Genomic DNA, 26,420 nt, shown 5'->3' with positions numbered 1-26,420 from the left:
CAAATCTGGTTTATAATAGTTAAAATATGCCAAGGTCACACATCAGGAAGGATAAAAAATATGACCCTCAATCTTCCTCTTCCCGATTCAATTCAAAATTTTATTAACGAACAAGTGGCAATCGGAGGCTACAGTAATGCAGCGGAATACATCTTGCACCTAATTCGCCAAGAACAAGCAAGAGCCGCGCGGGTTGAGTCGTTATTGTTGGCTGGTTTGGATAGTGGCAATTCTATAGAGATTACCGATGATTGGTGGGAGCAAAAACGCGCTCAGTTGGTGCAGAAACTTGACCGACAGCAGCAATGACTAAACGGATTGTCATTACACCAAAAGCAAGTCAAGATTTAGACGAAAATTTTGCTTATATTGCTCAAAATAATCTTGATGCTGCATTGCGTTTTTTTGATGCAGCACGTCAGACATTTGCGAGATTGGCTCAAATGTCGGGAATGGGTCGCCTGTATCCGGTTCAAAATCCACGGTTGGAGGGTTTGCGAAGATTATCAGTTAGGGGTTTTGAGAATTATCTGATTTTCTATCTGTCTTTTGATAACTATATTGAGGTAGTGAGAATTCTGCACGCAGCGAGAGATTTAGAGGAAGTTTTGTCAGGTGATGAAGCTGATTGACTTTTTAGAGTAGGAAAAGTTTTCAGGCTGCACAATCTCCCTCCCACTTTTCACTCCTGTCAATATTACTTAATACTCGATCGCGCCCAAAATGACTTTACATGGCCGCACAGATTTCCATGATAATATAGTATGTCAATCCCCTGAAAAAGTCAAGATCGATCGCCCTTAAATTCTAATATTTGAAAAAGCCCATCAAACAAGCTTCTAATTTATTTTCCATTGCAGGATCGCCGAGCTCTTCAGTCTCGCGTTGCGCCGACTTCGCCGAATCCCTCGACAAATCCCTCCCCCGCGCTTAATCAAGGTTAGTATAGGATTGGGGGGCGATCGATACTACAATGCCATTAAACGCCGCATCGCTTCTGTCGGAAATGCTACACGACTTGGAAATAATGACAGATCCGTGCCAAGATTAAGGGAATGTTAAGTTATGCGACGCTTTCGCAAACAAGATTTCCCGCTGAAACTGTCCCCCTAACCCACCTTCCCCATTAGGAACTCACCCATCTATGATTCCCAACCATTCCTTCGCGGCTGACGAGCATTCTAGCAAACCCGACAAGCCAGAGGAAGCTTGTGGCGTTTTCGGTATCTACGCACCGGGTGAAGATGTCGCCAAGTTGACCTACTTCGGTTTGTATGCTTTGCAGCACCGCGGTCAGGAATCAGCAGGAATTGCCACCTTTGAAGGTGAAAAAGTCCACCTTCACAAAGATATGGGACTGGTTTCCCAAGTCTTTAACGAATCGAGTTTAGGTCACTTGCCCGGTAACTTAGCCGTAGGCCACACTCGCTACTCTACTACCGGCTCGTCGCGGGTTGTCAACGCTCAACCTGTTGTCGTCCAAACCCGTTTGGGAAGTCTCGCGTTAGCACATAACGGGAATCTTGTCAATACAAAAGAATTGCGGGAAGAGTTGATGTCTCGCAACTGCGACTTTGTGAGCACGACGGATTCAGAGGCGATCGCCGTGGCGATCGGTTCCGAAGTAGACAAGGGCAAAGACTGGCTGGAAGGAGCGATCAGTGCCTTTGGTATGTGCCAAGGAGCCTTTAGTTTGACGATCGCCACCCCCAAAGGCGTGATGGGAGTTCGGGACCCGCACGGCGTCCGCCCGTTGGTAATTGGCACTCTCCCCACAACTCCGGTACGATACGTTTTAGCATCGGAAACTTGCGGCTTGGATATAATCGGTGCTGAATTTTTGCGGGACGTAGAACCGGGAGAATTAGTGTGGATTACAGAGGAAGGTATGGCTTCCTTCCACTGGAGTCAGCAACAAAAGCGCAAACTTTGCATCTTTGAAATGATCTATTTTGCTCGACCCGACAGCCAAATGGAAGGTGAAAGTTTGTACAGCTACCGACTGCGGATCGGGCGTTTGTTAGCAGCAGAATCTCCGGCTGATGCGGATATAGTCATCGGCGTTCCCGATTCTGGAATCCCGGCGGCGATCGGCTTTTCTCAAGCTTCCGGCATTCCTTACGCCGAAGGATTGATTAAAAATCGCTACGTCGGGCGCACTTTTATTCAACCCACTCAGACAATGCGCGAGTCAGGAATCCGCATGAAACTCAACCCTCTCAAAGATGTGTTGGAAGGAAAGCGGGTAATTATTATCGACGATTCGATCGTGCGTGGCACAACCAGCCGCAAAATCGTCAAAGCCTTGCGCGATGCGGGCGCAACCGCAGTTCACATGAGAATTTCCTCACCGCCAGTGACTCATCCTTGTTTCTACGGGATCGACACCGACAATCAAGATCAGTTGATTGCTGCTACTAAGTCAGTCGCAGAAATCGGCGCCCAAATTGGGGTAGATTCTTTGGCTTTCTTGAGTTGGGATGGAATGCTGAGGGCGACTAACGAAGACCCGATGAGTTTTTGTTCGGCGTGTTTCACCGGCGATTATCCGATCGACGTTCCAGAAGTGGTAAAACGGTCTAAGCTCATATTAGAAAAGGCTGCAACCTAGAAAATCACAAAGCGAGAAAGCGAGCGCCCGTCATTTTCCGCAATTTATGGGTTTTCTATTTTTTCTGGTAAGTCATTGCCAGAATGTGTGTAGAAATGTTACATTAGCTTAGCTGTAGCAATAATTGCAGAATTTGTGAACAGTAGTGAACAGTGGGTTGGGTAGAACTTTGGTGAAACCCAACACTCGGATTTTATATGGGAGATTGCAGATTTGAGATTTGTGCTTGAATCTAAAATCGCCAATCTAAAATCGATGGGCTTTTCCCTAAACACTCGTTCACAATTTTTGCTCGAAGCGCTGTATGCTACCAAGGGGCTGGAGGTAGTTCCTCCAGATTTCCACTCTCAGATTGAAGTCGCATTTCGCACCAACAACGGGCACATGAGATTTTTTCAGATAACAGGGTCGATCGCACTAATTTTTCCCACACAAGTATTCCACAAGCCAACTTGCTTGAGAATCGCGGACGGGCTGTTCATGCGAACTAAAGAACTTTAGGAACCCTTGCAGACTACAAAATATGGCTCCTTGCGGGTTGAAAGTGAGCTCACCTGCATAGGGATACAAGCCCCTGACTCATGTCGGGGAGAGCCAAAAAATTTAGATCTTAGTTAAGCCCCCAGATTCATCTGTGGAGTCAATCTAAAATCTAAAATCTAAAATCTAAAATCGATTGACTGTTACAAGGCGGAATGCGGTTTCTCAAGTCAGCTTAAATCGGAAACTTCGTGCAATCAAATACTGTTCTCAATCCCCCGAGCAATCAAGACTCGTCCTCTCGTACAACAGAGTTACCTTTTACTCTTCAAGATATCAAGGCAGCCATTCCAGCCCACTGTTTTGAGCCCTCGGCATGGAAATCTCTGGCTTATTTCTTTTTAGATATTGGCATCATCGCCGGTTTGTATGCGATCGCCTACACCGTCGATTCCTGGCTGTTTTACCCAATCTTTTGGTTTATGCAGGGAACAATGTTCTGGGCATTGTTTGTAGTGGGCCATGACTGCGGACACGGTTCATTTTCTAAGAGCAAATGGCTCAACAACCTGATAGGACACCTCTCCCACGCTCCAATTCTGGTGCCCTTCCACGGTTGGCGGATCAGCCACCGAACCCACCACGCCAATACAGGCAGCTTAGATAACGATGAAAGCTGGTATCCGGTATCGGAGAGCAAATACAATCAAATGCCTTGGTACGAAAAGCTAGGACGCTTTTATTTGATGTTATTTGCCTACCCAATTTATCTATTTCGGCGATCGCCCGATCGGGCAGGTTCTCACTTCATGCCCGGTAGCCCGATTTTCCGTCCCTCCGAAAAATGGGATGTGTTGACGAGTTCCGCATCCTTGGTACTGATGGTAGGCTTTTTAGGCGCGCTAACCTATCAGTTTGGTTGGCTGTTTTTACTCAAGTTCTACTTGGTTCCCTATGTAGTGTTCGTGATGTGGCTGGATTTGGTAACATTCCTGCACCACACAGAAGCCGACATTCCTTGGTATCGCGGTAAAGATTGGTCTTTCTTGAAAGGTGCATTGTCTACGATCGATCGCGACTACGGAATCATCAATTCCATCCATCACGATATCGGCACCCACGTAGCCCACCACATTTTCTCGACAATGCCGCACTATCACTTGAAGGAAGCAACGGAAGCCATCAAGCCAGTGTTGGGCGATTATTACCGCAAGTCAACCGATCCAATTTGGAAGAGCTTTATTCGCTCTTACTGGGATTGTCATTTTGTCTCGGATACAGGTTCTGGAGTTTACTACGAATCACCTAACAGTCGGCGATCGGCTGAAGTTAAGTAGCTTAAATAAACAAGAGAATACGTAAAAACCCGGATTCTTAAAGAAACCGGGTTTTTCTTTTTGGCGCGTGTTTGATAATAAGATGTTCCACATTTAATCTGCATACTGGGGGCGGGCAAGATGCCCACCCCACAAGAAATTTAAGAGTTTTAAAAATGCAAACTAACTAAATGTTTTTTAGCTGAGTGTATCCGCTGAAAAGAACACAATCAAAGAGGTTTGTAAGTTGTCACACGTTTAACTATATACTTATTTTGATGGCAACTGTTGTGGGCCGTTGCTTCTAGCCCGCCCCAAAGATAAAAACTAAATGTAGTAAAGCTTAGTTAGGACTTCAGTCCGAGCAAGTTTTATGAGGACTGAAGTCCTCACTACCAACTTTATAACGGTTATTGTACCGGACATAATATTACAGATTACCTTTAAGCCCGATCGCCGTGACAATCGTCCACGCATCTACCAACAGCAGCAGCAGCGTACATCCCAGCAAAATAAGATACATCCAAGGCTGCGACAAAGGGCGGACATCTCTAGTATCAATACCTGTTTTTGCTTCCACCAAACCGACTAATTTACCAAACCCAGCCACTCGCATTGGCAACAAATAGCCTTCACCCGAATGACTCAAAAAATAGTAAACTAAACCTCCTTGACCGGTCGATCGAGGTTTGAGAGCTTTTACCTCAGTCCAAGGTAGTGACCAACCCCTGCGAAAAAAACGCGGAAACCATTTGGGATATGTGACTTCAATCCCTTCCTCGCTCAAAATTACCCTTTCACTGAGCACGCCGTAGAGGCCCACAGCGCCGACAACAATTGCCGCCCAGAGTGCCGCCGGGGGAACCGGTGCTGTCGTTACTTCCGACAAAAACGGCAATGGAATTGTCAGGGCTGTGTACAAGCTCAACAGCGTGATTCTAATCAGGGGAGAAAGCCGGAATATCGCCGGCTCAAATACTGGGGCAGAAGATGGGGAAAGGGCGATCGGTTGTGCGGACATGGCTGAAATTCGAGAAGCTGTTTAAGGATATTTTTGCACAGTTGTCGAACCCGCCAACAAAACTCAGGGAAATAGGAAAAACCGGACAATCTTTGCTATCGGGAGTTTTGATCTAAAATTCATTTCACAAACTTTGATTCTTAAGTGTTGAGTTTTTACCACTTTGCTGAAGTTGGAATTTTGAGCGCCGAGTTGACAATTTATAACTCAAAACTCACAACTCCGATTAATCAACGGCTGTGAGGGCCGGTACAGTCAAAGGTTCTGAGATTTCTCGGGATTTGGGGCGGCCGGCCATTACTGCTCGATCGCCCGGAACTTCCTCTGGCGATCTGCTAGGATTGACGTTTGAATAGGGGCCTTCGTTAATCTGCAAGCGATCGCAAGGAATTTTATCCGACAAAATTGCACTCGCCATCATCCCGGTGTGAATTTCCAATGCTGCCGCCGGCATCGCTTCAAACACTAAGCGCTGTCCGGGAAACACCACTCGTTCAAAGTACCAGTTAGGAATGTTGGCAATGCGAGCAATCTGAATCTGACTGGTGGCGTTGACGTAGCAGCACAGAATTTTGCTGTCGGCGTCTGAGGGTACGGGGTCAAGAATTTGAGCCATAGATGCTGAGGGAGCCTTGCCTAAAAGTTTTAGTTATCTTCTCAGGCTAACACTAGGCGATCCCAGCCTACTGTAAAGCCGACTACCAACTCCCTAATAGATGAGAGACCGATCGTACCTAAATTTAAATTTAGCCGGATAAATATCTGGTTTTTAACTCCCCGCTGGGATTTTCTGTCAAAATACGCTGTATTGACTTAAAAATTAGCTTTTTTCTACTGCTGTCGCCGATCCACACCAACAAGCTCGGCCTTAATCCCAATAGAAAAATTTAAGAATATTTAATGTCAAATTGCGAAAATTAGATAGATTGTAAAGTTATATTAAAAGAATATTAACATAGCTGAAAAAGTTCCACTTTAGGATATGACAATCATGGAAAACCGAGAAAACCGAGTCCTGTACGTTCGCCTCCCTTGCAATCCGATTTTCCCGATCGGAGTTGTGTATCTTTCGGATCACGTACACAAGCTGTTTCCAGATGTCGAACAGCGCATTTTCGATTTAGGTGCCGTACCACCCCTGGATTTCGCTAAAGCTTTAGATGCCAGCATAGACGAGTTTAAGCCGACTCTGCTGGTTTTCTCTTGGCGGGACATTCAAATTTACGCGCCCGTGGGCGGCCGGGGCGGCAATCCGTTGCAAAATGCCTTCGAGTTTTACTACGCCAAAAATCTCCTGATCAAGTTCCGGGGAGCCCTCGGAGGACTGCGTTTAGCCGCGTCTTACTACACCGAACTCTGGCGCAATTTGGGACTGATTAAGCGCGGATTGAAGCGGGCCCGGAAATACCGCCCCGAAGCTCGTGCAGTGGTCGGAGGCGGTGCTGTGAGCGTGTTTTACGAGCAGTTGGGTCGCAGTTTGCCGACGGGAACTGTGGTTTCGGTGGGGGAAGGCGAAGCTTTGCTGGAGAAGTTGATTAAGGGCGAAGATTTAGCCGAGGAAAGGTGTTATGTGGTAGGCGAAACTGTGCCGCGCGCGAAGCTAATTCACGAAAAACCAGCCAACATCGAGAAAACTGCCTGCGATTATAACTACATCGAAACCATTTGGCCGGAATTTTCCTATTATCTACAGGATATGGACTTCTACGTCGGAGTCCAAACCAAGCGCGGCTGTCCTCATAATTGCTGTTACTGCATTTATACGGTGATTGAAGGGAAACAAGTGCGGATCAATCCGGCGGAAGAGGTGGTGGCGGAAATGCGGCAATTGTACGATCGAGGTATCCGCAATTTCTGGTTTACCGACGCTCAATTTATCCCAGCACGCAAATTCATCGACGATGCAGTTGAATTATTGCAAAAAATCATCGCCGCCGGCATGGACGACATACACTGGGCCGCTTACATCCGTGCGGACAATCTCACACCAGAATTGTGCGATTTGATGGTAAAAACGGGGATGAATTACTTTGAAATCGGCATCACCAGCGGTTCCCAGGAACTGGTTCGCAAAATGCGGATGGGCTACAACTTGCGAGTAGTTTTAGAGAATTGCCGCGATTTAAAAGCCGCCGGTTACAACGATGTGGTTTCCGTTAATTACTCGTTTAACGTCATTGACGAAACCTTTGAAACTATCCGGCAAACTATTGCTTATCACCGAGAATTAGAGCGAATTTTCGGAGCGGATAAAGTAGAACCCGCTATTTTCTTTATCGGGTTGCAGCCGCACACAATTTTGGAAGAATACGCCTTTAAACAGGAGATTCTGCAACCTGGTTACGATCCCATGAGTTTGATGCCTTGGACAGCGCGCAAATTGCTGTGGAATCCCGAACCTTTGGGTTCGTTTTTCGGACAGATTTGTTTAGAAGCTTGGCAGCGGAATTCCAATGATTTCGGCCGCGAAGTGATGGCTATTTTGGAGGAAAAACTCGGCTGTGCGGATTTGGAAGAGGCATTAACCGCGCCTGTGGAAATCAAAGACAAACAGTTGGCAGCAGTTAATTAATTACCAGGTTCGCAGTCAGGAGGACGGTTATTTTAAAAATGGGAAATGGGAGAAAAAATGTATCTTCTGTTTCCCTTTTTATTATTAAATAAATAGCTAAGCGCAAATAAACATTACCGTGTAACTGAGCCAGTGGGCGATCGCATTTGAGGCGAGAAACCCGGTTTCTAGGAAAATCAAAGGTTTAGTAACGAGAAATATATGAAGAAACTCGGTTTCTCAGATCAGCGTGAACAAGTCATAAAACCTTAAAAATGTCCTAAATGCAAGAGATTGCTTTCCTTCGATCGCGTTGACATACTTATGTATTTTCACTGGTGTAGGCTGCACAGTTCGCACCTTACTTAAAGTGACGGTGTACCCTGTTCCTGCACCTTTCACCTCTGCTATTAAATATTATTAATATCCAGCAAAGATCGCTTAAGATGTAATTATATAGTTAAAACCAGGAGTGACAAGATGTTTTATAAAGATAGAGCTAAGGGCATTAAAGGAGTAGGTCTAGTTATAGCAGGCATTAGTGCGATTCCCTTCGGGATAGCTTCGCTTCACGGCTTTTTGACAGCCTCAGCAAAAGCAACTCCACTAAATCAACCGATTGGTAAAGTTCGGGCGATCGCACCCAACACTTTGGGCAATAATCAACCGCTGCAAATTGCTCAAGTTGAGGGATGTCCCAAGGCCGAAATGGTGCAATTTTTCGCAACGCCCAACTTTTCTATATACATTTGCAAAACCCAGGAAGGCGATATTTTTTACCGCGGCCTCAGCAAAATAAATGGCAGCCAAATCAATGTCATGCAAGTAACGACAGGTGACGACGGAACTTATGAAGCGACTAACGGCAATATTATCTATTCGATTAACCCGGAACGCCTACAAGTCCGGCAAAATGGTAAGGTAATCTTGACCGAAGCTGTCATCAAGTAACACTAACTGTTATTTAATGATAAATTCACTAAATTTAGGGTGTATTTTATTTAAGTTAAAAATTCAAGAGTCGCCAAAACATATTGATTCCTTAATAATCAAAGAGAATCAGTGGTAAGCTAATCCGCCTTTAAATTGCATGGTCAAATAAATTTTCACTCTTGTGGGGTGGGCATCCTGCCCGCCCTCAAAATACAATTTAAATGCACAACAGCTTAACGCTTATAAAATAGACTAACTTTTGTTTAAATACCTCTGAATGAGGACGATCGCCACAATATCGTCCACTGGTCTCGGCGGCGTCCGCATTCCCTTCGGAATCAAGCGGTCGAGTCCCGTCGGAGGGTACATTTGCCAGTAGCGTTCCTTCGCTTCTAAACTGCTGTACCTCTCGTCCACCTGAACAATTTTGAGCGCAGGCGACAAACTCTGCGTCAGTTTTTGTTTCCAACTCTTAGAAGTCGTTTGATCTCCGAGCACCAATAACTCAATGGGAAACTGTTCGCACAAAGATTGAATAGTAGATATCGCTGCTTCCGACAGCACAACTTGATGGTAGCAGACTTTCTTATCTGTACCCATTACAGCTATGCCACATTTGTCTTTACCTGGATCGAAACCTAAAATCATAGCCAGTTACCCATTATTAATTACCAAATTTATTTTTGATTTTCAAATTTCCTGGGCCTTGTTTTTGTTGTCCGGTGCGGAAAACAACGGCTCCGTTTTCAAGCGCCACTAAATCTATTTTAAGCGGGCCGGCGATGTAAGTGACATCTGCTGCGATCGCCTGAACGTCCAGGGGTTTCTCGTACTGCTGCAACCGCTCGATAAAACCAGCTAAAGTTTCAACCCGATTGTCGGCCACTTGGACTCTACCGCCGACAACACCGATCAGGCGAGCGCGAAATTGACAAGCTTCTATCAATTGCAGCAACTGCTGTCGCACCTGTTCGTCGGTCAAAGTCACCGGATCGACAGCAACCCCTGCAATCACATCTCCAGCGCGGAAAACCACTCGATTGATTTCTGCTTCTGCAAATACCTTAATTACCTTTTCTTCCCGCAGGTAATTAGCGCCGGCGACAATCCGCACCACGTAATCTTGACCGTCTTTAACCTGACTAATTAGTTGATCGATTTCGGCTTTAGTAATTTGAATAACCTGGTCTCTAACCTTCCTATTTTCCGGCTGCATCAGTCCGACGGTGGTTTTATTTGCTTCTTGCAAGAGTCGATCGATCGCGCGACTTGCCATACCGGGTTCGACAATGCGAACCACGCCAGCAGCTAAAATTTGACCGCGCCTGATGGCAACTGTACCCTCGCGGATTGCCTGAAAATCGCGTTCCAAAACTTGCACTTGCTGCTGCAATAAAGTTTGTTGCTGTTCGAGTTGAGATTGTTGCTGTGCCAAGGTTTCTAAGAGTGCTTCCCTCTCGGCAATTACTTTGTCGCGCTCGACAATAGTTTGATCGCGCTCGGCGAGATTTTGCATCCGCTGGGCAATTTCTTTGTCTCGCTGGGCAATTAGCTCGTTGCGATCGACAATTTCCTTGTCCCGCTGGGCAATTTCTGCGTCTCGCTTGGCAATTTCTGCGTCTCGCTTGGCAATTTGAGTTTTTACCTGCTCGATTAACTCTTGGCGTTCCTCTTGCAGTTGGGCGATTTCCGCTCCTAAAGTCGTTTTTTGAGCAGAAACTGTTTTCAATTGGTTCTCGGTGCGATCGAGCTGAGCTTGTGTATTCGAGCGAGCGGTTTGAACCAGTTTCAATTGTTCTTCGGTGCGGGATTTAGCCGCTTCCACACTGCTGAGCTGTGCTTCTGTCTTAGATTTAGCCGCTTCTACCTGAGTTAACTGCTGTTCAGTTTTAGACTTGGCTGCTTGCACGCTGTTGAGCTGGGCCCGCAGCGAGTTTAATTTTGTTTGCGTCCGAGCTTGCTCGGCATTAGCGGCTTGGAGGGATTGATTAATTTGCTCTAAATTGGCTCTAGCTTGCGCTTGAGCGGCTCTGGCTTGACTTAATTCAGTTTCAACTCGATTTTTTTCTTGAGTGGCCTGGTTGATTTCTCGACGGGCGTTGTTGAGCCTTTTTTGAATCTCGTCTATTCTAAAAACCCCCGTTCGCAGTGGCTTGCTAGTCGCAAACAAAATGCCCAGAGTCAGTGCTGACAAGATGCTGCCAGCCATCACTGTCACAACAACAGCAGTATCGCGGGGGCGAAGTTTGAATAAGCTCAACCTTGCCTTGCCGACTTTCGTCCCAAGGCGATCGCTGACAGTGGCGATCACACCCCCCAACACTAAAATTACAAATACCAGGATGTATCCAGCAGTCATTCCGATTTTAGATTTTGGATTTTGGATTTTGGATTTTAGATTCAATCCAAAATCCAAAATCCAAAATCCTATACTTTCTCGGCATCAAGTGAATTGCTGGCTTAAAGCCACCGGGTTGTGGACTGTGATCTTTTTCTTGTGGATCGAGATCATGGTTTCTTGTCTGAGATCCCCGAGTAAACGAGTCACAGTTACCCGTGTCGAGCCGATCGCTTCGGCGATCGCCTGGTGGGACAGCTTCAAATCTATCGTAATCCCCTCTGTACCGGGCACGCCAAAATCCCGGCACAGAATCAGCAAAAAGCTGACGAGTCTCGAACCCATATCTCGGTGGGCCAACGTTTCGATCATCATCTCGGTTTGCAAAATCCGAGACGACAGTCCCCGCAGCATCACCATAGATAGTTCCGGGTCTTCCTTGAGGGCTTTCTCGACTTGTTCGATCGGCAGCGAGATCAACTCTACCGGCGTAAAGGCCACCGCGTGGTAAAACCTGTCCGATCGGTGTCCCGTAATCAGAGACAGCACCCCAAATACGCTATTTTCGCGCAGGAGGGCGACTGTAATTTCTTCTCCTGCTTCGTACACCCTGGAGAGCTTCACAGCACCTCTAATGAGAACGTAGACGCGCTCAGCCGGGTCTCCAGGGAAAAAAATTGTCTTGCCCCGTTCAAAGGTTTCCACAATGGGTGGAAACGCCCCGCCGCTGATTTGGCGGAACACGGCTGCTAGCGGTCTATCATGCGTCACGACTAGATCCTTTGTACTAATCAATACTTTATAACTTGCCGATTAACCTTATTGAGTAAAATATAGTGCCCAACCTCCAATATCCAAGGATTCGGTTACTTCCATCTAATGTTAAGGTAAACACGCACTGTATGATTAAATCTAGCCCTTCTCTTAACTTTTTCAATTCCGCCCCCATGTAGCTCCACAGCAAAATTAATATCAATTGTGTCTCAATTGTGTCTCAATCAGTTAAAGCTGAATCAGTTGTGTCTAAACTGCCGGGGTTGTCGCAGAGAGCCAATGAGAACGGTGCTAGTTGCTTCTAAAAAAAATACAGATGATAGATTTGACCGGAAAAAATGCTCTTGTTACGGGCATTGCCAACAATCGCTCGATCGCCTGGGGCATCGCTCAGCAGCTCCACAAAGCTGGGGCCAACCTCGGCATAACTTATTTGAAGGACGAGAAAGGCAAGCACGAGCGCAAAGTCGCTGAACTGGTGGAACCGCTCAATCCCAGTCTGTATTTGCCCTGCAATGTCCAAGACGAGAGCGAAATTGAGTCTACTTTTCAAACGATCGCCGACAAGTGGGGCAAGTTAGATGTCCTGATCCACTGTCTGGCTTTTGCCGGCAAGGACGAGTTGTCGGGAGATTTCACCAACACTTCGCGCCAAGGTTTCTCCAATGCTTTGGATATTAGCGCTTACTCGCTGGTGCGGCTTTGTGCTGCTGCTAAACCGCTGATGGCCGAGGGCGGCAGTATTGTGACCCTGACTTATTTGGGCGGCGTCCGGGTAGTTCCTAACTATAATGTGATGGGAATTGCTAAGGCGGCTTTGGAAATGAATGTTCGCTATCTGGCTGCTGAACTGGGCCCGTTAAATATTCGGGTAAATGCGATTTCTTCTGGCCCGATTCGGACTCTGGCTTCGTCAGCAGTTGGCGGTATTCTGGACATGATCCACCACGTTGAGGAAGTGGCGCCACTGCGGCGGACGGTGACTCAGCAGGAAGTGGGAAATGCTGCGGCTTTTCTGTGCAGCAATCTCGCTAGCGGGATTACGGGTCAAGTTTTGTATGTCGATGCCGGTTACGAAATCATGGGAATGTAACAGTTGTCGAAAATTTTGAGTTAAGCTGTCGCGCATTTAAATTATATGTTAGAGGCGGGCGGGACGCCCACCCCACAAAAGTTTGATTGTTTTTTGACATACAATTTAAATGGCGCAACAGCTTATGTAGGGGCGGGTTGAGACAATAAACTTTAACTTTAACAAGTAAGTTTTATGTAAAAGCCGCCCCTTTGGAGAGTTTTGAGTTTTGCATAATTCTCTTAACTAAATACTTGAGAATCAGCGCCGATCAAGCTGTAATCTTCAATTACTAATTATCAATAACTAATGAATGACCAATTGCGAATTATGGAGATAATCGATCGCCCTTCTGTTCCTCCTGCAAGTTCAGTTCAACCAGCTAGGGCGGCCTTGGTGAAACGCACGACACTGGAAACGGATGTCACGGCCAGCCTCAATCTCGACGGTGTGGGAACTTGCAAGGCGTCTACGGGAATTCCGTTTTTAGACCATATGTTGCACCAGATTGCTTCTCACGGATTGATCGATTTGGACGTGCAGGCGATCGGTGATTTGGAGATTGACGACCACCACACGAACGAAGATGTGGGAATTACCTTGGGCCAAGCCCTAGCAAAAGCTGTCGGGGATCGATCGGGCATTTCTCGCTTCGGACATTTCATCGCACCTTTGGATGAAGCTTTAATTGAAGTAGTGCTAGATTTTTCGGGACGGCCTCACTTAAGTTACAGCTTGGAAATTCCCAACCAGCGGATCGGCACTTACGATACTGAATTAGTGAGAGAGTTTTTTTCGGCTGTGGTCAACCACACTCAAATGACACTGCACATTCGACAGTTGCAGGGCGGAAATTCTCATCACATTGTGGAAGCGGCGTTTAAGGCATTTGCGCGAGCTCTGCGGATGGCCGTAGAAATCGACCCCCGGCGCGCCAGTCGGATTCCGAGTTCTAAAGGAGTTTTGTAGTAGGGGGTTTGTAGTAGCGTTTGGGCGCTACTACGAACCTGTAAATCAAAATATATCTGCTATATAGTTAAAAACACCTTGACTTCCCTCGCCGTACTTTCCGATAAATTCAGCGATTAGTCGATCGCTACACCTTTCTATAGCTTCATCAATAGAACTTTGTGCTAAAACTTGACGAGCCGACTGACGCAAAACTTCAAACAGATTCACAGTATAGCGAGTATCTTCACTGACAAAATCCCACAGTTCTCGACCGATTAAAGTGATCATTTCCGAATTCAGCAAAATTTGCTTCAGCAAACCAAGTGTTACAGTTTTATTAGTTCTTTTGCCGTAAGCTATACCAATATAAGCGCGATCGCCCTCCTGAATTTTTTCCTCAATTTTGGCAGCCCAATATACTATCTGGTCTTTATCCATATCATTCGGGCCGCTTTTTACCTGTATCCAGCATTTCTCGCCATCACTGGTAGTTTTAATTGCGTCCCATCCTGACTTGCCCGGTGGGCTTTCTGCACTTTCAGAGCAAGATATCAATAGTTTTTGGATAAAAAATCCCATGGAAGTGACAATAGACCTAGTAGCACTCATATAAACATTAAGCCTGACAACTTCTTCAGGAGTGTCCAGATTTAACGCCCTAATTAAAAATGGGTTGGGATGAATTTTCCCTAAAGTCAGATTTTCAACCATAACTAGCTGTCGCCCAGTAAAATCTCGACAAATACTGGCTAAAAAATTTTCAGCGATAGTAAGTTGCAGCGACAGCTTGCCTGAAGATATAAATCCTAAAATCCGTTCAATCTCATCGGGAGTAAATCTGAGCGCTCTTTTGCCCGATATGCTGCTGATGCCGTTTCTGAGTGTTGCGGCTTGTAAGTTAAAAAATTCTTCTAACTCCGCAAAGTGACTGGCGAAAGATCGAGACTTGCTCGCAGGGAGTCCTACTTCTTTTTCTAAAACAAAGGCTAATAATTCATGAAGTTGCTCTGACACTTTTATTTCTCCTAAACTAGGTTGAAAATATTAGTTAACTAAAAAGAGAAAGCTGTTGAATCATTTCTAGCCCTTGGACTCGATTGCCTTTAATTTTTTGGCAAAGGTACTTACCTATCGCCTCTCCTAATAATACGGGAACGGCATTCCCAATTTGCCGATATTTAGAAGCAGTTGATCCATAAAAAACCCAGTCGTCTGGAAACGTCTGAATTCGCGCGCACTCCCTTACACTCAAAGGCCGCAATTCATCGGGATGACACATATCTGTAGCCTTTTGATGGGGACTCGTTGTGACAGTAGGCGACGGTTTATCCCATGCCAAGCGCCGATAAAAACCAACTTTACCGCCTTCAGATTTATAAGCTCCTCCCATTGCTTCTTGCTGTAATTCGCTGGGTAAATGCCTCCAGTTTTGACCTGCTGTTAACAAACGCAGATACTTGAGGCGATTTTCTGAATAAGGGACAAATTCTGGCTGAGAATCTACTAAATCCTTTAATCCCTCTCTAAGGGTCAGCCATTTTGGTTGTTTTCCAGTACCTTTCTGGTTATGATTTGGCAGCGGCAAAGTAACTGAATCATCACCTTTATAACCAATAAAAATTACTCTTTCTCTAACTTGAGGAACGCCGTAATCCGCAGTATTGAGCAAATCATAAACAACTTCATAACCAATGCGTTTCATCTCTGCCAAAATCACTTGTAAAGCTGCACCTGGCATTTCATCAGGTTCTAATTGTGGGAAACCTAAACCTCTGCGAGCGTGAGGTCGGTGTCGAATCGGAGCTGACAGCAACCCCTTAACATTTTCCATGATAAAAAAGCGCGGTTTGATTTCGTCAACAATGCGTATGAAATCCATAAATAAGCTGCCGCGCGGATCGCCTACAGACCCGCGTTTTCCGGCTGTGCTGAAGGATTGGCACGGCGGGCCACCAGTCACTAAATCTACTTGATCAGCACGCAAAGGTCTATCTAAACCTAAGATTTGTCCGCCTTCTTCTAATAGAGTTTTGGCGCTGACTTCGCAAATATCTCTCGGTACAGCACATGGAGATAAATGAGGACGATTTAGACAGATAGTTTTGGTAGCATCAGGTTCTATTTCTACTAAACTTACTGTCTGAATTCCTGCTTTTTCTAGACCCAAATCTAAACCGTATGCTCCAGCAAAGAGGCTAATAGTTATCGGTTTGTTGTTAATCACAGGTTTTTGCCTCAAGACTAGATATTGCTGGAATGAAAATTGTACTTTACTAAAATCCAAATGCAAGAGCATCCAGCATATAATTACGCTTCTCCCGCCCAATTTCTTGATATATATCCAAAAGTTCTTCGTAGGCAGTCTCTCCCCCTATAATATTCCAAAACTCATGTCCCATAATTACAGCTTGTTCAAAAGGCGTATACTTCCTTGCCACTGACCATTTATAGTCTGAACGATTTGGCCCGTAAGGATTGTAAGCCATAGCATAATAAGATTGAGCCGCAGGGCGAGACTGGCCGCACAGTAAATGATATCTTAGCAGGCGTTGAATTACCTCCAAACATTGCCCTTTGTTGGGTTTCGCTCCTTTAATTTCAAAGAAAAATTTCCTCCCGTCATGGGATAGCACGTACAAATCTGCTTTGACCGATCGCCTAACTAAATGGTTGGTTTTTTGAGCCTCAAGAACAGCTTGGATCATTTCTTCAAAATCAGGTTTATTTGCATTCTTGTCTGCTGACTGCTCAAATAGCGCTATCTGACGCTCAATTTCATTGATAGCCTCCACGCTAACTTCGCCAGCAATTTCATAGCTTCTGCGTGCTTCTTGGTGATGTTCCAAGGCAATAAGCTTCGCACATTCTTCATAGGTTGTACCCAAGCGGTTGCTGAAACCTCTTTCAAACTCGTTAATTCGGATCAACTCTGACGGGACGATCGCAGTTTGTAATAGTTCCGATTGTTCTGTAGAGGATGGGGAAGATAAATGTGTTGCTGGAATATCAAGTTTGGGTATTAGCCGTCCTCTGTATTCATTGACAAGATTTTCGATGAAAACTTCTAAGTATGCTTTGATTATGACGCGGGTAGTTGAGCTAATGGCTGACATTATTTACGGCAAAAATTTTGTTGACTAGACTTGTGACAAAAGTGGAATAGGTTTGTAGTAAGGACTTTAGTCCTTAGTGATGACTTGGCAAAGAAAGGACTGGAGTCCTTACTACAAACAAGTTAATCAAGACTTTTACTAAACAGCCACCCGCAATCTATCCAAACTTCGTCAAGAATCGGAAAGCATCGAGTACGTGACTCGCGCAAACGTAAGGGGAAGTATTGTAAAATGCTTGCCAAGCCGCCGCTTTATCTTCGTCGTATTTATCGGATCTTTTCGGGTATTTTCCTTGCCAATTCAGCCGCACTGCGTGACCGACTAATACATCTAAAACGATGTATTCTTCTACTTGCAATTCTGGGTTGCGCTGGGCGATCGCAGCCAACTCCATCAGCGCCTCAATATTGACTTGTCGGTATTCGGGCGCCACAATTTTATTCAGTAAATGCTCAATTTGTAGCGCGAAATTCTTTTCCCCGGGCGTCATTTCCGATAAAATGATATGGCTATCTAACCGATTTCTGCGCTCTAATTTGTCGCCAATTATCAAGCCTTTGCAGTGCCGCAGCAGTCCCCAAACATTCGGATAAAAATCCTTCGGTACGCGATTAACTCCCCCTTCCATCTGCCGCTTCCGGCGCCATCCTCCCGCAGGCATTGTTGGTTCTTCGGAAACTGGCGCTACTACCCATTCAATATCTTTTTCCGCCTGTTTGACGCGCAAGGATTCTTGCTGTTTGAGGATTTGATTCATTTCCTCGTATTCTGTCAAAACTTGGCGCAGGCGATTTTTGATTTCAAAGGGACTTAGCTGCATTAACTGTTCGTAAGCTTCATTCTGCGTCACTCCCAATTCATGGGCTAATTCGCTAGTCAGCAGCAGAATAAAATAGCTTACTCTCAGTGTCAGTAAGCCTTTAAATAACTGCGGTTCTGCTTTAATTAGGACGCTGAGATAAATGAGAATTTCTTGGGTGAGAACTCGATCGCGAACGTCTTCTCCGCAGAATTGGCGAATTTTGTCCATCACTTCGGTGTAGGAACCGGGGCGCGAAATCACCGAATCTTCGCTGTAGGCTTTCCCCACAGCAATCTGCTTTTGTCGCACCAAAATGTCTGTCACCGCATCTGACAAGCTAATATCAACCTTGTCCAGCAAACCGGCGGCATGGCGGATGACTGCCCATTGGATTTTTGATTGCGAACTTTCTCCAGCTTTTGTATAAACTTCGTTGAGCAAATCCACAACTTGTACAGTGGCTTCTGCACCCCCAAATCCTGTATCAAAATTTAGTCCTTTGAGGCGAACTAGCGTGTGTAGCAACTCAATTTGTTCGTACAAATTTTCGGAATCGCGCAGGCTGGTCAGCAATAAATGACTATTAGTTTCCAGCTCTAATTTAAATTCTTGCGTGTGACCCAAAGACCAAGTTTTTTCAGGATTGTAAGCCAGATAGCTGCGCGTTTCTACTGCACCTGTCACCGGAGATTCGGTAAATTCAAAATCGTGCATCAAATCAATTCTCTCCGTCCCAGCAGTCAGCATTAACTGCTTAAGATTTCCGAGCTTAACGGGCGTGTTGTTACAGTGTCCATCTCGGAATTCCTTCATTAATTCTAACAATGCTTCCCGACCGGTTTCCAGCATCGTGTGAGTCAGCATCAGCGTTACCGTAGGGCGTCCCAACTGATACCAGTGGCGGTGAATGTGAGCTATTTCGCTCTTGATTTGAGCTACTAAAAAATGGTAATCTAAAGTTAAGTAAAACTCTTGTCTGTTCAAAAAGGAGGGGAGAAATACGATCGCCTCTTCGCGAATTTTAAACACCCGAGAAGTTGTTAAACTCCGCAGACGGCGCACGGGGCGGCCGGTTAAACCTAATGGGTCGTTGCGTCCAATTTGGGTGTAAATAGCTGATAATTCTTTAGTCTTGCGGACTTGAATAGGTTCGACCTGTTTTGGGGTTTGCGCGGCAATGCCGTTAGCGGCTAATTCTGCTTGCAAATCTTCGTCTTCAGCTAACAGTGCAATTTGCACTAAGGGTTCTCTGTGCTGGCCGACTGACAGGTGCCTTCCCAGCGGGTCGATGTCGCCAACTGCGATTAATCCTTCATTTAGCAATTGACCGAGAAAATACAAACTTTGCGCCCAAACTAGGGGAATATTTTCATTCGGTAAGCGCTGCTGGCTGCTGGGATTTAGCTTTTCTGCTTCTATATTTTCGGCGGGTACGTAATACAATTCGGGTAGCAGCGGCAAACCCGATCGATCGACTGCTAGAAATTCCAAACGCTGTTGGTACTCTTGCACTTGGGCTTGATTTCCCTGAAATATGCCGTCCAAGAATAAATAAGTGAAAAATAGCGGCCACTCGCATTCAATGTGCTCGAACTGCCTTAATTCTGTGGGTTCGTAGTGCAGGCGATCGGCATCTTCCAAAACTGTTTGGTGTCCGTCCCGCAGAAACCGCTTGCAGCCGTAATTTCCTTGCAATTTGTCAATAATCTTATTCCGAGTCCGTTCTATTAATTCTCGGTCTTCAACAGCAAAAGCCGGAAAACTAATCACGCTCAATAAAGCGGCATCTACTTCTTTTGAACTAGATTCGCGAGGCAAAAGCGATTCCAAAGTTACGCGACTTCTGGCAATTTCGTCTGGCAAAACGTGAATCACCGATGCTTGAGAGCCTTTAATCCCGAACAAATCCAACCCATTTATTGCTTCCAGCGCTGCTTTTGCCATGCCAACTGAACTGGCGTTCAATTCTGCATTGCCGCGATTGATTTTATGACCTCTTTCCCAAATTCCGTAATCCGGCGTGCGGTAGGCTCTACCGATGTAGTAAACTAAATTTTGCACGAAATTGACTTCATCAATTGTAAAAATTACGTGCAGCCCGGAAGCCGTCATTTGAGCAAGAATTAATAAGAATATAGATGTAGCGTCTAACTGTAAATGGCCCCACTCGTCATCACCGACAACAATACTTCCAGTTTGAGTATTGTATTTAGCGTGCAGGGCATCTAGGGGCGACTGAGTATTTTTAAAATGTTCTACTTTGCTCGATTGCTGCATCATCGCAAACAGCAATCCGCGCATCAGTTTGACTGTGCTGTGTTCGAGTTCAAATGTCCTGCCCTGATCGCCATCAATTTTGCGGTAAGCTAAACCCAAACCCCAAACTGCGAGAATGCTGTACACGTTGTCGCGCACCCAGGCATCAGTGTAGTCGCCGTGGGCGTTAACGGCGGTACTCGCCGGCAGCAAACCGGTAATTGGGTTCTGGCGCTTGAGGATGACGGTTTTGATTTGCTGGTAGTAATAATCTAACCGGGTTTGCCGCTGAGTTGTTGCGATCGCCATTTCGTTTTCCTTGTTTTTCCTGATGGGAGCCGAATTGCGGTGAATAGACTTTTAAATATATCAGAGTTTAGATTATTTCTCAAGTTATCCAAACACAAAAAGGTAATTGCCATGTCTACCCGTAACAACAATAACAACAGCGTTCCTTTCGTAAAAATTGTCTACTCTACAGTCAAAATTAATGGTAAAATTGACCTGGTACCGATGGAATGGTACGCAGACGGTTCTGTCAAAAAAATCGAACACTAATGCTCGATCGCACTTTGCAGCTTAACTCTAATGGACTGGCGCGTCGCGTACAAAAACCCGGTTTCTGGGTCACGGAATGATGACTTAACAGAATCTTTGTGGCACCAACCGGGTTTTTTGCGTCCAAAAGTGGTCTAGCATCGATCGCCAATCTAAGCTAATTTAAATAACTAGGTGTGTAGGAATCTCAAAGAAAAAAATATGGATCGATCGCAGCCGCAATTTTCAGTGCTGGGACTACCAGTTCACATATTAGATGATTATGCAGGTTGGCTGATGCAGCGCCTGCATCAAGGGTTAGGAAGTCACGTCGTGACGCTGAATGCTGAAATGGCGATGCAAGCCGAGCAAAATCAGGCTTTAGCAGATGTAATCCGCAAAGCGGAACTGGTGATACCCGACGGTTCGGGAGTGGTGCTGTACTTGCGGATGCGTGGCAAACCGGCGCAGCGCTATCCGGGGATTGAATTAGCAGAATCACTGCTGCAACAAGCCGGAAAATTGCCGGATTCGGAACCACTATTTTTCTATGGAGGTTCCCCCGGAGTAGCCGCTGCTGCGGCCCAAACTTGGCAGCAAAAGGTTAACGGATTGTCGATTGCTTCTCAACACGGTTATCTTTCCGCAGATGAAGAGAAAGACTTCCGTGAAAGCCTCAAAAAAATGCAGCCCAAACTGATTTTTGTAGGCTTGGGAGTGCCACGCCAAGAATTTTGGATTGCCGAACACCGACACCTTTGCCCTCAGTCAATTTGGGTGGGAGTAGGCGGCAGTTTCGATATTTGGGCGGGAACAAAAACCCGCGCGCCGGCTTGGTTTTGCGACAATCATTTAGAATGGCTGTATCGGCTTTATCAAGAACCTTGGCGGTGGCGGAGGATGTTAGCTTTGCCACAATTTGCCTTGAAAGCTTTGGGGGATTTTCGAGCTTAAATTAATTATTTTCAAAGCGCGAAGGAAGAACTGCATCTTCTTCTTTCTCCTCCTTCGCGTGCTTAGCGCCTTCGCGGTTCATTTAATCTTACCATTTATTTATTTATATTAGGCATTGTACAAAAAAAATTGATTGTAATAAAAAAATCGCCCTTTTTTTTCGGATTAAATGCTTGACTTTGAGCAGTCAATTATGTATTATTTAATAATGGGAGTGGTGGTAAAAATAATATTTTTGCCACCACTCCCATTATCTAAAATATACCACAAAAAATCCACCAAAGTCAATAAGTAATCCTTTCTTTTTTAGGGCAGAGTTGGGTGGGGGCGGGTTTATTCAAATGGTTGGTACTTGTTAGATATTATTGGTGAACCCCCCCTACAGGTTAATCCAGAATGGTGCAATATCTCAGCCGAACTTTTTTCGACCCTAGCTACACAATGTAAGGAGAATCGATCGCCTTTGCCCGATTAATCGCCACCAAAGTCTGGTAAATCAAAGCCGAAATCTCAGCGCGGGTAATATCCCGCTGCGGCGAAAGCCAATCGCGGGAAGGATAATTAACCACAATCTTCAAAGCAGTTGCTGTGGCGATCGCACTTAAAGCATAATTAGGAATTTGAGAACGATCGTTGTAAACTTTCAAAGAATCAGGATTGCCACCCTTCAGTTGCAAACCGTTAACCAAAGACACGATCGCGTCAGCCTTAGTCAAATTCTGATTCGGGCCGAACTTAAACCCCGGAAACCCCGCCAAAAACCCCCCCGATTTGCCCGTTCGATCGCACTTCTCGCCCAAAAAGTAGCAGAAACATCAATAAAATTTGTAGCCGGCACCCTCGGAATCGGACTAAACGCACTCACCAACAGCGCCGCATATTGAGCACGATTTAAACTCTCATCAGGCCTAAAAGAACCGTCAGGAAAACCGCTAACTATATTCGCCGCAGCCAAAGCTTCAATAAATTTCTGTGCCCAATGTCCAGAAATATCGCTGAACACCGCACCCCCGATATTCGGATTGCCGCCGCCCTTTCTTACCGCAGCTTGCACAGCTTTCAAAGCATTCACTTTCCCGTAACCAAACCAATCGCTGCGGCCGTTGTTAGGATCGTAATTTCCCAGGCGATTGCCCAACTGGGGATCGGGATCGAGATCGACAATTTTCTCAGCAGTTTGTTCGAGAATTCCCCGCACTTCCCGCGCCGTCAAACGGGGGTTAGCCGAAAGTACCAACCCTGCAACCCCAGCGACTACTGGAGTGGCGCTGGAAGTACCGCCAAAAGTATCAGTATAGTCCCCCCAGTCGTAGCCCCGATCGCCCACTCGATCGGCAGTAAACACCCCCAAACCGGGCAAATACTGCGTCACCTCCGGCGGCGTGCTGATAAATCCGGTTTCGGGCAACCAAGTTCCCGGCGGTGCGTTGTTGCTGGGGGCGCAAACCGAGATGCTGCTGCCCCAATTGCTGTAGGCTGCTTTTTTGTTGAGGGAAGTGGAAGCGCTGACGGCAATTACGTCGGGGTGAACGGCAAATCCGTTTAGCCATCTAGTTTGACCCTCCACGACGTTGTTGGGCCAGCCTTTCTCGTTAACAGTACCGTTGACTGGGCGGTTGGCATTCCCCGCAGCGAACAGAATAACGCAGCCTCTGCCGCCCCGCCCTTGGGTTGCTGCTTTGGTGATAACGGCACTCTGCCGCAGGGAAAGGGGATAGTAAACTGCAGCAGGCCCCCAACTGCAAGAAATGACGGCGGCACCTTTTTCTATCGCCCAATTAAATATTTTTTCGACAGAATTGTCATCAAGAAAACCACTGGCGCGGATCGGCATCAGGGCGCATCCGGGGGCGACGCCGACAATGCCTTTGCCGTTTTCTTCAGCAATGGCGACGCCGGCACAACTTGTGCCGTGGTTGTCTGAGTCGGCGACTGGCATCGGGGAGGTATCGCCCTCTTTGAAATCGATGGGTGAGACAATTTTGCCTTGGCCTTGAAAATCTGGGTGGGTGAGATCAACTGAATCGTCGGCGATTGCAATTACGATCGATCGAACTCCACGAGTCATGTCCCAAGCTGGTTCGGCATAAATTTGAGCACCGCCGACAAGTTGGTTGCCGCCTTTGTTATTGAGATACCACTGTTTGGGATAAAGCGGATCGCGGGGCGTGTAATGCTGCTGCGTCTCTACTAAAATGTTGGGTTCCGCTACGAGAACTTCTGGATATCTTGTCAAGCGGTTGGCAATTTTGACAGGGTTTTCTGTTGCTTGTTTTGTGACTTCGCAGACGAAAGTGTTGGGGATTCCTTCTACTGGCCGGACTATTTTTAAAGCTGCTGCATTGGCGATCGCCTTTCGCGATTGTTCGTCTACTTGTTCGCCAAATTGAATCGTAATTTGGTCGGTTAAATAAAAGAATGTACTCGGATTGTTCGCGGGGCAATAGACGTGGCTGGCAAAAGCTACGGCATCGCTGGCGCGGGCTGCTTGCATTGCTGCTTCTAGGCTAGAGGGCGCAACGAGATATTCATCGAGATTGCTTTGGCCGACGCTACGGTTGAGTTTTGCCCCAGTTGTGGCAGCCCAATCGTTTGAGGCTGATGCTGTTGATGAGGGGCGGACTGTAAAGCGATCGTCAGCTTTTGACAGCAGCAATTCATCGCCGCCGCGTTGTAAAATTACTGCCAGACTTTCATCGGGGACTCCAATTCCTTGATAATTTTGGAGAGTCTCGGAGGTCGGTTTGCTTGGTTGTACCATCAGAAATGTTCCTGTGTGACTTTGATGTCTATTTATCAAACATATTTATAAGCCGTCAGGGATGTTTTTACCATGAGGGGTTTGAAACTGTAACTAACAGCGGTAGTTTTTCCATCAGTCCGCGTCGGACTTAGTTTGTGCGATCGCGTTGCTAGCGGTTTCAACCGCCGAGTCTTTTTCGATATCAGCGAGTTTTTCAGATAAACACGCTCAAATAAACACGCTAGGATTAACATTAAAAAATTCTCCCAGCGCCTTAGCTTGCGCCTTGCTAATCGCCCGTTTCCCATTAACCACCTCAGAAACTACTCCTTTGGAACCAATCACGCCCACTAAATCGGCTTGTTTGAGTTCGCGAACTTCCATGAGATGCAATAGAACATCCTGGGGAGTCGCTTCTGGAATTGGGTAATACTTGGCTTCGTATTCTTCGATCAACAGAGCCCAGAGGCTCAGTAAAGTTTCTTCTTCTAATGTTAATTCTTCCTGAGACATCAGAGCTTCTACTTCTGCGAGGGCAATATCGTAATCTTCTTCGTTCAGGATGGGCTTAGGCTGCGATTTCGCCAGTAGTTGACCGTAAGCTGTTTTCTCAATTGTTATATTCATGGTTCATTCCATTGTTTAATTAGACATGGTTCTAAACTAGAAGGTGGGTGTTTGTTTCTCGATCTCCTGCTTTTGACGATTGGTGTAAATGTTTTTGATTTGTTAAATCAATCCGGTAATCTGTATTGATTCCCGATATGCTTATGTAGAATTTAACTTATTTTCATTTTGACTTCATCTTCATTGTCCCAGTTGATTTTGCTATATTCGGCATGAGTTAAGAACTGCTTAAAATATATAATTTTGCTTTTGTATTTAACTTGTACAATTAATCGATACTGATTGCCTTTAATATTAAAGATTGTATATCCACAGACTTGATCGACCGATCGCGAATATCCGTTTCGCACATCTTCTAGGGATTGCCAATCGTTGTCTTGGATTAGCTGGTACCAGGATTCGATCGCACTCTGGGCATCCGGGTAGGGTTCGATCGCACTCAGAAGATTTTTCTTAGAAATCAGTCTCATAGATCGTTTCTCAACTACTATTGTATCTTCTCATTTTGAGAACATCCTGTCAAGTCTCTACTTGAATTTTTCCTCAAGAGCCTTTTGCCCGATCGAACCCTTTGACATTTCAACAAATTTGGTTTACACTTAGCCGGTTGCGATCGCCAATGGTAAGATCGGCTCAAGCTAAATATTTTTTTAAAGCGCTGAGGCGCAAAGTAATTTCATGGTATACTCTGGAACTGTTTGCTGGCTTCGCTCCACTGCCCGGATTACGATCGGGGCGATCGCAGCTTTTACCCTGTTGCAACCGCTCCAAGTCGAAGCACAACAACCTTCTGGGCCAGAGAACCAACCGCAAGTCGAACCCGCCGACGACCCCACAGACCCCAACAATCTTCGCCCTCTGACGCAAGACAGCAGCTTGCTGAGCGTCCCAGGAGGCCAGCGTTTGATGACAGAAGCCAGCAGTGCTATTTCCAATCAGAATTACGTACTCGCTACTCAAAAACTCCAAGAATCCCGCCAAATTTTCAATCAACTGTCCAACTTCTATCAACAACTGGGGAGCAGTTTTGCCGGAATTGACATCCGCTTGGCCGAAAGCAACCGCACCAAAGCTGTAGAAACAGCCCAAATGCGCGACGAAGCTACCTACCGGCTGGCGTTGGTACACCGGGCGCAAAATAAACCGGAACTGGCGGTGCCCCTGCTGATTCAGATTATTCGATCGCAGCAGCCAACTCGCGACTTGGGCAAGAAAGCTTACCAGCAGTTACTGGAATTGGGTTTTGTGGATTCGCCCTTTCCCCGGCCGGCCAGCGCTCAACCGAGCTCATCGACAAAATAGTTCCACTAAAATCTAAATTACAGCCGTTTATCAGAGAAA

The 26,420-nt window shown here is 46.0% G+C and carries 25 protein-coding genes; 12 read left to right on the top strand and 13 right to left on the bottom strand.

Features of this window, described 5'->3' with window-relative positions; translation table 11 throughout:
• Positions 1-60: 60 nt before the first annotated feature.
• The 5 genes from D0A37_RS00355 (at position 61) to D0A37_RS00335 (ending at position 4,428) form a co-directional block, all read left to right on the top strand.
• Positions 61-309: a ribbon-helix-helix domain-containing protein gene (locus tag D0A37_RS00355; protein ID WP_242719958.1), complete on the top strand. Its 249-nt coding sequence runs from the start codon at positions 61-63 to the stop codon at positions 307-309.
• Positions 306-632 (top strand): type II toxin-antitoxin system RelE/ParE family toxin, encoded by a 327-nt coding sequence (locus D0A37_RS00350; RefSeq protein ID WP_242719956.1) that lies wholly within the window; start codon positions 306-308, stop codon positions 630-632. The genes D0A37_RS00355 and D0A37_RS00350 overlap by 4 nt, the downstream gene beginning before the upstream one ends.
• Positions 633-1,144: 512 nt before the next feature.
• On the top strand, positions 1,145-2,611 hold the full coding sequence (purF, locus tag D0A37_RS00345) for an amidophosphoribosyltransferase (RefSeq protein ID WP_242719954.1): 1,467 nt from the start codon (positions 1,145-1,147) through the stop codon (positions 2,609-2,611).
• Positions 2,612-2,833: 222 nt separating this feature from the next.
• On the top strand, positions 2,834-3,112 hold the full coding sequence (locus D0A37_RS00340; RefSeq protein ID WP_242719952.1) for a hypothetical protein: 279 nt from the start codon (positions 2,834-2,836) through the stop codon (positions 3,110-3,112).
• Positions 3,113-3,342: 230 nt separating this feature from the next.
• Complete coding sequence (locus D0A37_RS00335; RefSeq protein WP_242719950.1) at positions 3,343-4,428, top strand: DUF3474 domain-containing protein; 1,086 nt, start codon at positions 3,343-3,345, stop codon at positions 4,426-4,428.
• A 409-nt stretch (positions 4,429-4,837) separates the two neighbouring features.
• On the opposite strand, the gene D0A37_RS00330 is transcribed toward D0A37_RS00335, so the two are convergent.
• Positions 4,838-5,428, bottom strand: coding sequence for a hypothetical protein (locus tag D0A37_RS00330; protein WP_242719948.1), 591 nt, complete (start codon positions 5,426-5,428; stop codon positions 4,838-4,840).
• Between the two features lie 226 nt (positions 5,429-5,654).
• Positions 5,655-6,044 (bottom strand): DUF1830 domain-containing protein, encoded by a 390-nt coding sequence (locus tag D0A37_RS00325; RefSeq protein ID WP_242719945.1) that lies wholly within the window; start codon positions 6,042-6,044, stop codon positions 5,655-5,657.
• A 375-nt stretch (positions 6,045-6,419) separates the two neighbouring features.
• Here D0A37_RS00325 and D0A37_RS00320 point away from each other — a divergent pair, with 375 nt between their 5' ends.
• Positions 6,420-8,000 (top strand): photosystem II high light acclimation radical SAM protein, encoded by a 1,581-nt coding sequence (locus tag D0A37_RS00320; protein ID WP_242719944.1) that lies wholly within the window; start codon positions 6,420-6,422, stop codon positions 7,998-8,000.
• Positions 8,001-8,459: 459 nt separating this feature from the next.
• Positions 8,460-8,930 carry a hypothetical protein gene (locus D0A37_RS00315; RefSeq protein ID WP_242719942.1) on the top strand — a complete coding sequence of 157 codons (471 nt, stop codon included), beginning with the start codon at positions 8,460-8,462 and terminating at the stop codon, positions 8,928-8,930.
• 234 nt (positions 8,931-9,164) lie between these two features.
• Here D0A37_RS00315 and D0A37_RS00310 read toward each other — a convergent pair whose 3' ends face one another.
• The 3 genes from D0A37_RS00310 to ntcA form a co-directional block, all read right to left on the bottom strand.
• Entirely contained in the window at positions 9,165-9,560 is a 396-nt protein-coding gene (locus tag D0A37_RS00310) for a pre-16S rRNA-processing nuclease YqgF (RefSeq protein WP_242719940.1), read from the bottom strand.
• Positions 9,561-9,576: 16 nt separating this feature from the next.
• Complete coding sequence (locus tag D0A37_RS00305) at positions 9,577-11,271, bottom strand: DUF3084 family protein (protein ID WP_242719938.1); 1,695 nt, start codon at positions 11,269-11,271, stop codon at positions 9,577-9,579.
• An 84-nt stretch (positions 11,272-11,355) separates the two neighbouring features.
• A complete protein-coding gene (gene ntcA, locus D0A37_RS00300; protein ID WP_006634020.1) occupies positions 11,356-12,021 on the bottom strand; it encodes a global nitrogen regulator NtcA in 666 nt (221 codons plus the stop codon).
• A 319-nt stretch (positions 12,022-12,340) separates the two neighbouring features.
• Between ntcA and fabI the strand changes: the two genes are divergently transcribed.
• Entirely contained in the window at positions 12,341-13,117 is a 777-nt protein-coding gene (gene fabI, locus D0A37_RS00295) for an enoyl-ACP reductase FabI (protein ID WP_006634022.1), read from the top strand.
• A 309-nt stretch (positions 13,118-13,426) separates the two neighbouring features.
• On the top strand, positions 13,427-14,065 hold the full coding sequence (hisB, locus tag D0A37_RS00290; protein ID WP_242725824.1) for an imidazoleglycerol-phosphate dehydratase HisB: 639 nt from the start codon (positions 13,427-13,429) through the stop codon (positions 14,063-14,065).
• Positions 14,066-14,110: 45 nt separating this feature from the next.
• Here the strand turns inward: hisB and D0A37_RS00285 are convergent, their stop codons facing one another.
• From D0A37_RS00285 to D0A37_RS00270, 4 genes are all read right to left on the bottom strand, one after another.
• Positions 14,111-15,061, bottom strand: a complete 951-nt coding sequence (locus D0A37_RS00285) for a PmeII family type II restriction endonuclease (protein ID WP_242719936.1) — start codon at positions 15,059-15,061, stop codon at positions 14,111-14,113.
• A gap of 34 nt (positions 15,062-15,095) precedes the next feature.
• Positions 15,096-16,271, bottom strand: coding sequence for a DNA cytosine methyltransferase (locus tag D0A37_RS00280; protein WP_242719934.1), 1,176 nt, complete (start codon positions 16,269-16,271; stop codon positions 15,096-15,098).
• 49 nt (positions 16,272-16,320) lie between these two features.
• Positions 16,321-17,160, bottom strand: coding sequence for a TdeIII family type II restriction endonuclease (locus D0A37_RS00275; RefSeq protein WP_242719932.1), 840 nt, complete (start codon positions 17,158-17,160; stop codon positions 16,321-16,323).
• Between the two features lie 157 nt (positions 17,161-17,317).
• Positions 17,318-20,527 carry a glycoside hydrolase family 15 protein gene (locus D0A37_RS00270; RefSeq protein WP_242719930.1) on the bottom strand — a complete coding sequence of 1,070 codons (3,210 nt, stop codon included), beginning with the start codon at positions 20,525-20,527 and terminating at the stop codon, positions 17,318-17,320.
• Between the two features lie 111 nt (positions 20,528-20,638).
• Between D0A37_RS00270 and D0A37_RS00265 the strand changes: the two genes are divergently transcribed.
• Positions 20,639-20,776, top strand: a complete 138-nt coding sequence (locus D0A37_RS00265; protein ID WP_242719928.1) for a hypothetical protein — start codon at positions 20,639-20,641, stop codon at positions 20,774-20,776.
• Between the two features lie 201 nt (positions 20,777-20,977).
• Positions 20,978-21,709, top strand: coding sequence for a WecB/TagA/CpsF family glycosyltransferase (locus tag D0A37_RS00260; RefSeq protein WP_242719926.1), 732 nt, complete (start codon positions 20,978-20,980; stop codon positions 21,707-21,709).
• A gap of 434 nt (positions 21,710-22,143) precedes the next feature.
• On the opposite strand, the gene D0A37_RS00255 is transcribed toward D0A37_RS00260, so the two are convergent.
• The 4 genes from D0A37_RS00255 to D0A37_RS00240 form a co-directional block, all read right to left on the bottom strand.
• Positions 22,144-22,467, bottom strand: a complete 324-nt coding sequence (locus tag D0A37_RS00255) for an S-layer homology domain-containing protein (protein WP_242719924.1) — start codon at positions 22,465-22,467, stop codon at positions 22,144-22,146.
• Positions 22,422-24,470 (bottom strand): S8 family serine peptidase, encoded by a 2,049-nt coding sequence (locus D0A37_RS00250; RefSeq protein ID WP_242719922.1) that lies wholly within the window; start codon positions 24,468-24,470, stop codon positions 22,422-22,424. Before D0A37_RS00250 ends, D0A37_RS00255 begins: the two co-directional genes overlap by 46 nt.
• Positions 24,471-24,680: 210 nt before the next feature.
• Positions 24,681-25,079, bottom strand: a complete 399-nt coding sequence (locus D0A37_RS00245) for a helix-turn-helix domain-containing protein (RefSeq protein WP_242719920.1) — start codon at positions 25,077-25,079, stop codon at positions 24,681-24,683.
• Between the two features lie 152 nt (positions 25,080-25,231).
• A complete protein-coding gene (locus D0A37_RS00240) occupies positions 25,232-25,549 on the bottom strand; it encodes a type II toxin-antitoxin system HigB family toxin (protein WP_242719918.1) in 318 nt (105 codons plus the stop codon).
• A gap of 208 nt (positions 25,550-25,757) precedes the next feature.
• Here D0A37_RS00240 and D0A37_RS00235 point away from each other — a divergent pair, with 208 nt between their 5' ends.
• Positions 25,758-26,381: a hypothetical protein gene (locus D0A37_RS00235; RefSeq protein ID WP_242719916.1), complete on the top strand. Its 624-nt coding sequence runs from the start codon at positions 25,758-25,760 to the stop codon at positions 26,379-26,381.
• The last annotated feature ends 39 nt before the right edge of the window (positions 26,382-26,420 follow it).

Source organism: Microcoleus vaginatus HSN003, from assembly GCF_022701255.1.
Taxonomy (GTDB): domain Bacteria; phylum Cyanobacteriota; class Cyanobacteriia; order Cyanobacteriales; family Microcoleaceae; genus Microcoleus; species Microcoleus vaginatus_B.
This window is presented reverse-complemented; position numbering and strand designations above follow the sequence as displayed.

Coding starts and splice junctions, on each gene's coding strand:
- D0A37_RS00355 (WP_242719958.1), top strand. CDS start 61: ATGACCCTCAATCTTCCTCTTCCCGATTCAATTCAAAATTTTATTAAC.
- D0A37_RS00350 (WP_242719956.1), top strand. CDS start 306: ATGACTAAACGGATTGTCATTACACCAAAAGCAAGTCAAGATTTAGAC.
- purF (WP_242719954.1), top strand. CDS start 1,145: ATGATTCCCAACCATTCCTTCGCGGCTGACGAGCATTCTAGCAAACCC.
- D0A37_RS00330 (WP_242719948.1), bottom strand. CDS start 5,428: ATGTCCGCACAACCGATCGCCCTTTCCCCATCTTCTGCCCCAGTATTT.
- D0A37_RS00325 (WP_242719945.1), bottom strand. CDS start 6,044: ATGGCTCAAATTCTTGACCCCGTACCCTCAGACGCCGACAGCAAAATT.
- D0A37_RS00320 (WP_242719944.1), top strand. CDS start 6,420: ATGGAAAACCGAGAAAACCGAGTCCTGTACGTTCGCCTCCCTTGCAAT.
- D0A37_RS00315 (WP_242719942.1), top strand. CDS start 8,460: ATGTTTTATAAAGATAGAGCTAAGGGCATTAAAGGAGTAGGTCTAGTT.
- D0A37_RS00310 (WP_242719940.1), bottom strand. CDS start 9,560: ATGATTTTAGGTTTCGATCCAGGTAAAGACAAATGTGGCATAGCTGTA.
- D0A37_RS00305 (WP_242719938.1), bottom strand. CDS start 11,271: ATGACTGCTGGATACATCCTGGTATTTGTAATTTTAGTGTTGGGGGGT.
- fabI (WP_006634022.1), top strand. CDS start 12,341: ATGATAGATTTGACCGGAAAAAATGCTCTTGTTACGGGCATTGCCAAC.
- hisB (WP_242725824.1), top strand. CDS start 13,427: ATGGAGATAATCGATCGCCCTTCTGTTCCTCCTGCAAGTTCAGTTCAA.
- D0A37_RS00275 (WP_242719932.1), bottom strand. CDS start 17,160: ATGTCAGCCATTAGCTCAACTACCCGCGTCATAATCAAAGCATACTTA.
- D0A37_RS00270 (WP_242719930.1), bottom strand. CDS start 20,527: ATGGCGATCGCAACAACTCAGCGGCAAACCCGGTTAGATTATTACTAC.
- D0A37_RS00265 (WP_242719928.1), top strand. CDS start 20,639: ATGTCTACCCGTAACAACAATAACAACAGCGTTCCTTTCGTAAAAATT.
- D0A37_RS00260 (WP_242719926.1), top strand. CDS start 20,978: ATGGATCGATCGCAGCCGCAATTTTCAGTGCTGGGACTACCAGTTCAC.
- D0A37_RS00250 (WP_242719922.1), bottom strand. CDS start 24,470: ATGGTACAACCAAGCAAACCGACCTCCGAGACTCTCCAAAATTATCAA.
- D0A37_RS00245 (WP_242719920.1), bottom strand. CDS start 25,079: ATGAATATAACAATTGAGAAAACAGCTTACGGTCAACTACTGGCGAAA.
- D0A37_RS00240 (WP_242719918.1), bottom strand. CDS start 25,549: ATGAGACTGATTTCTAAGAAAAATCTTCTGAGTGCGATCGAACCCTAC.
- D0A37_RS00235 (WP_242719916.1), top strand. CDS start 25,758: ATGGTATACTCTGGAACTGTTTGCTGGCTTCGCTCCACTGCCCGGATT.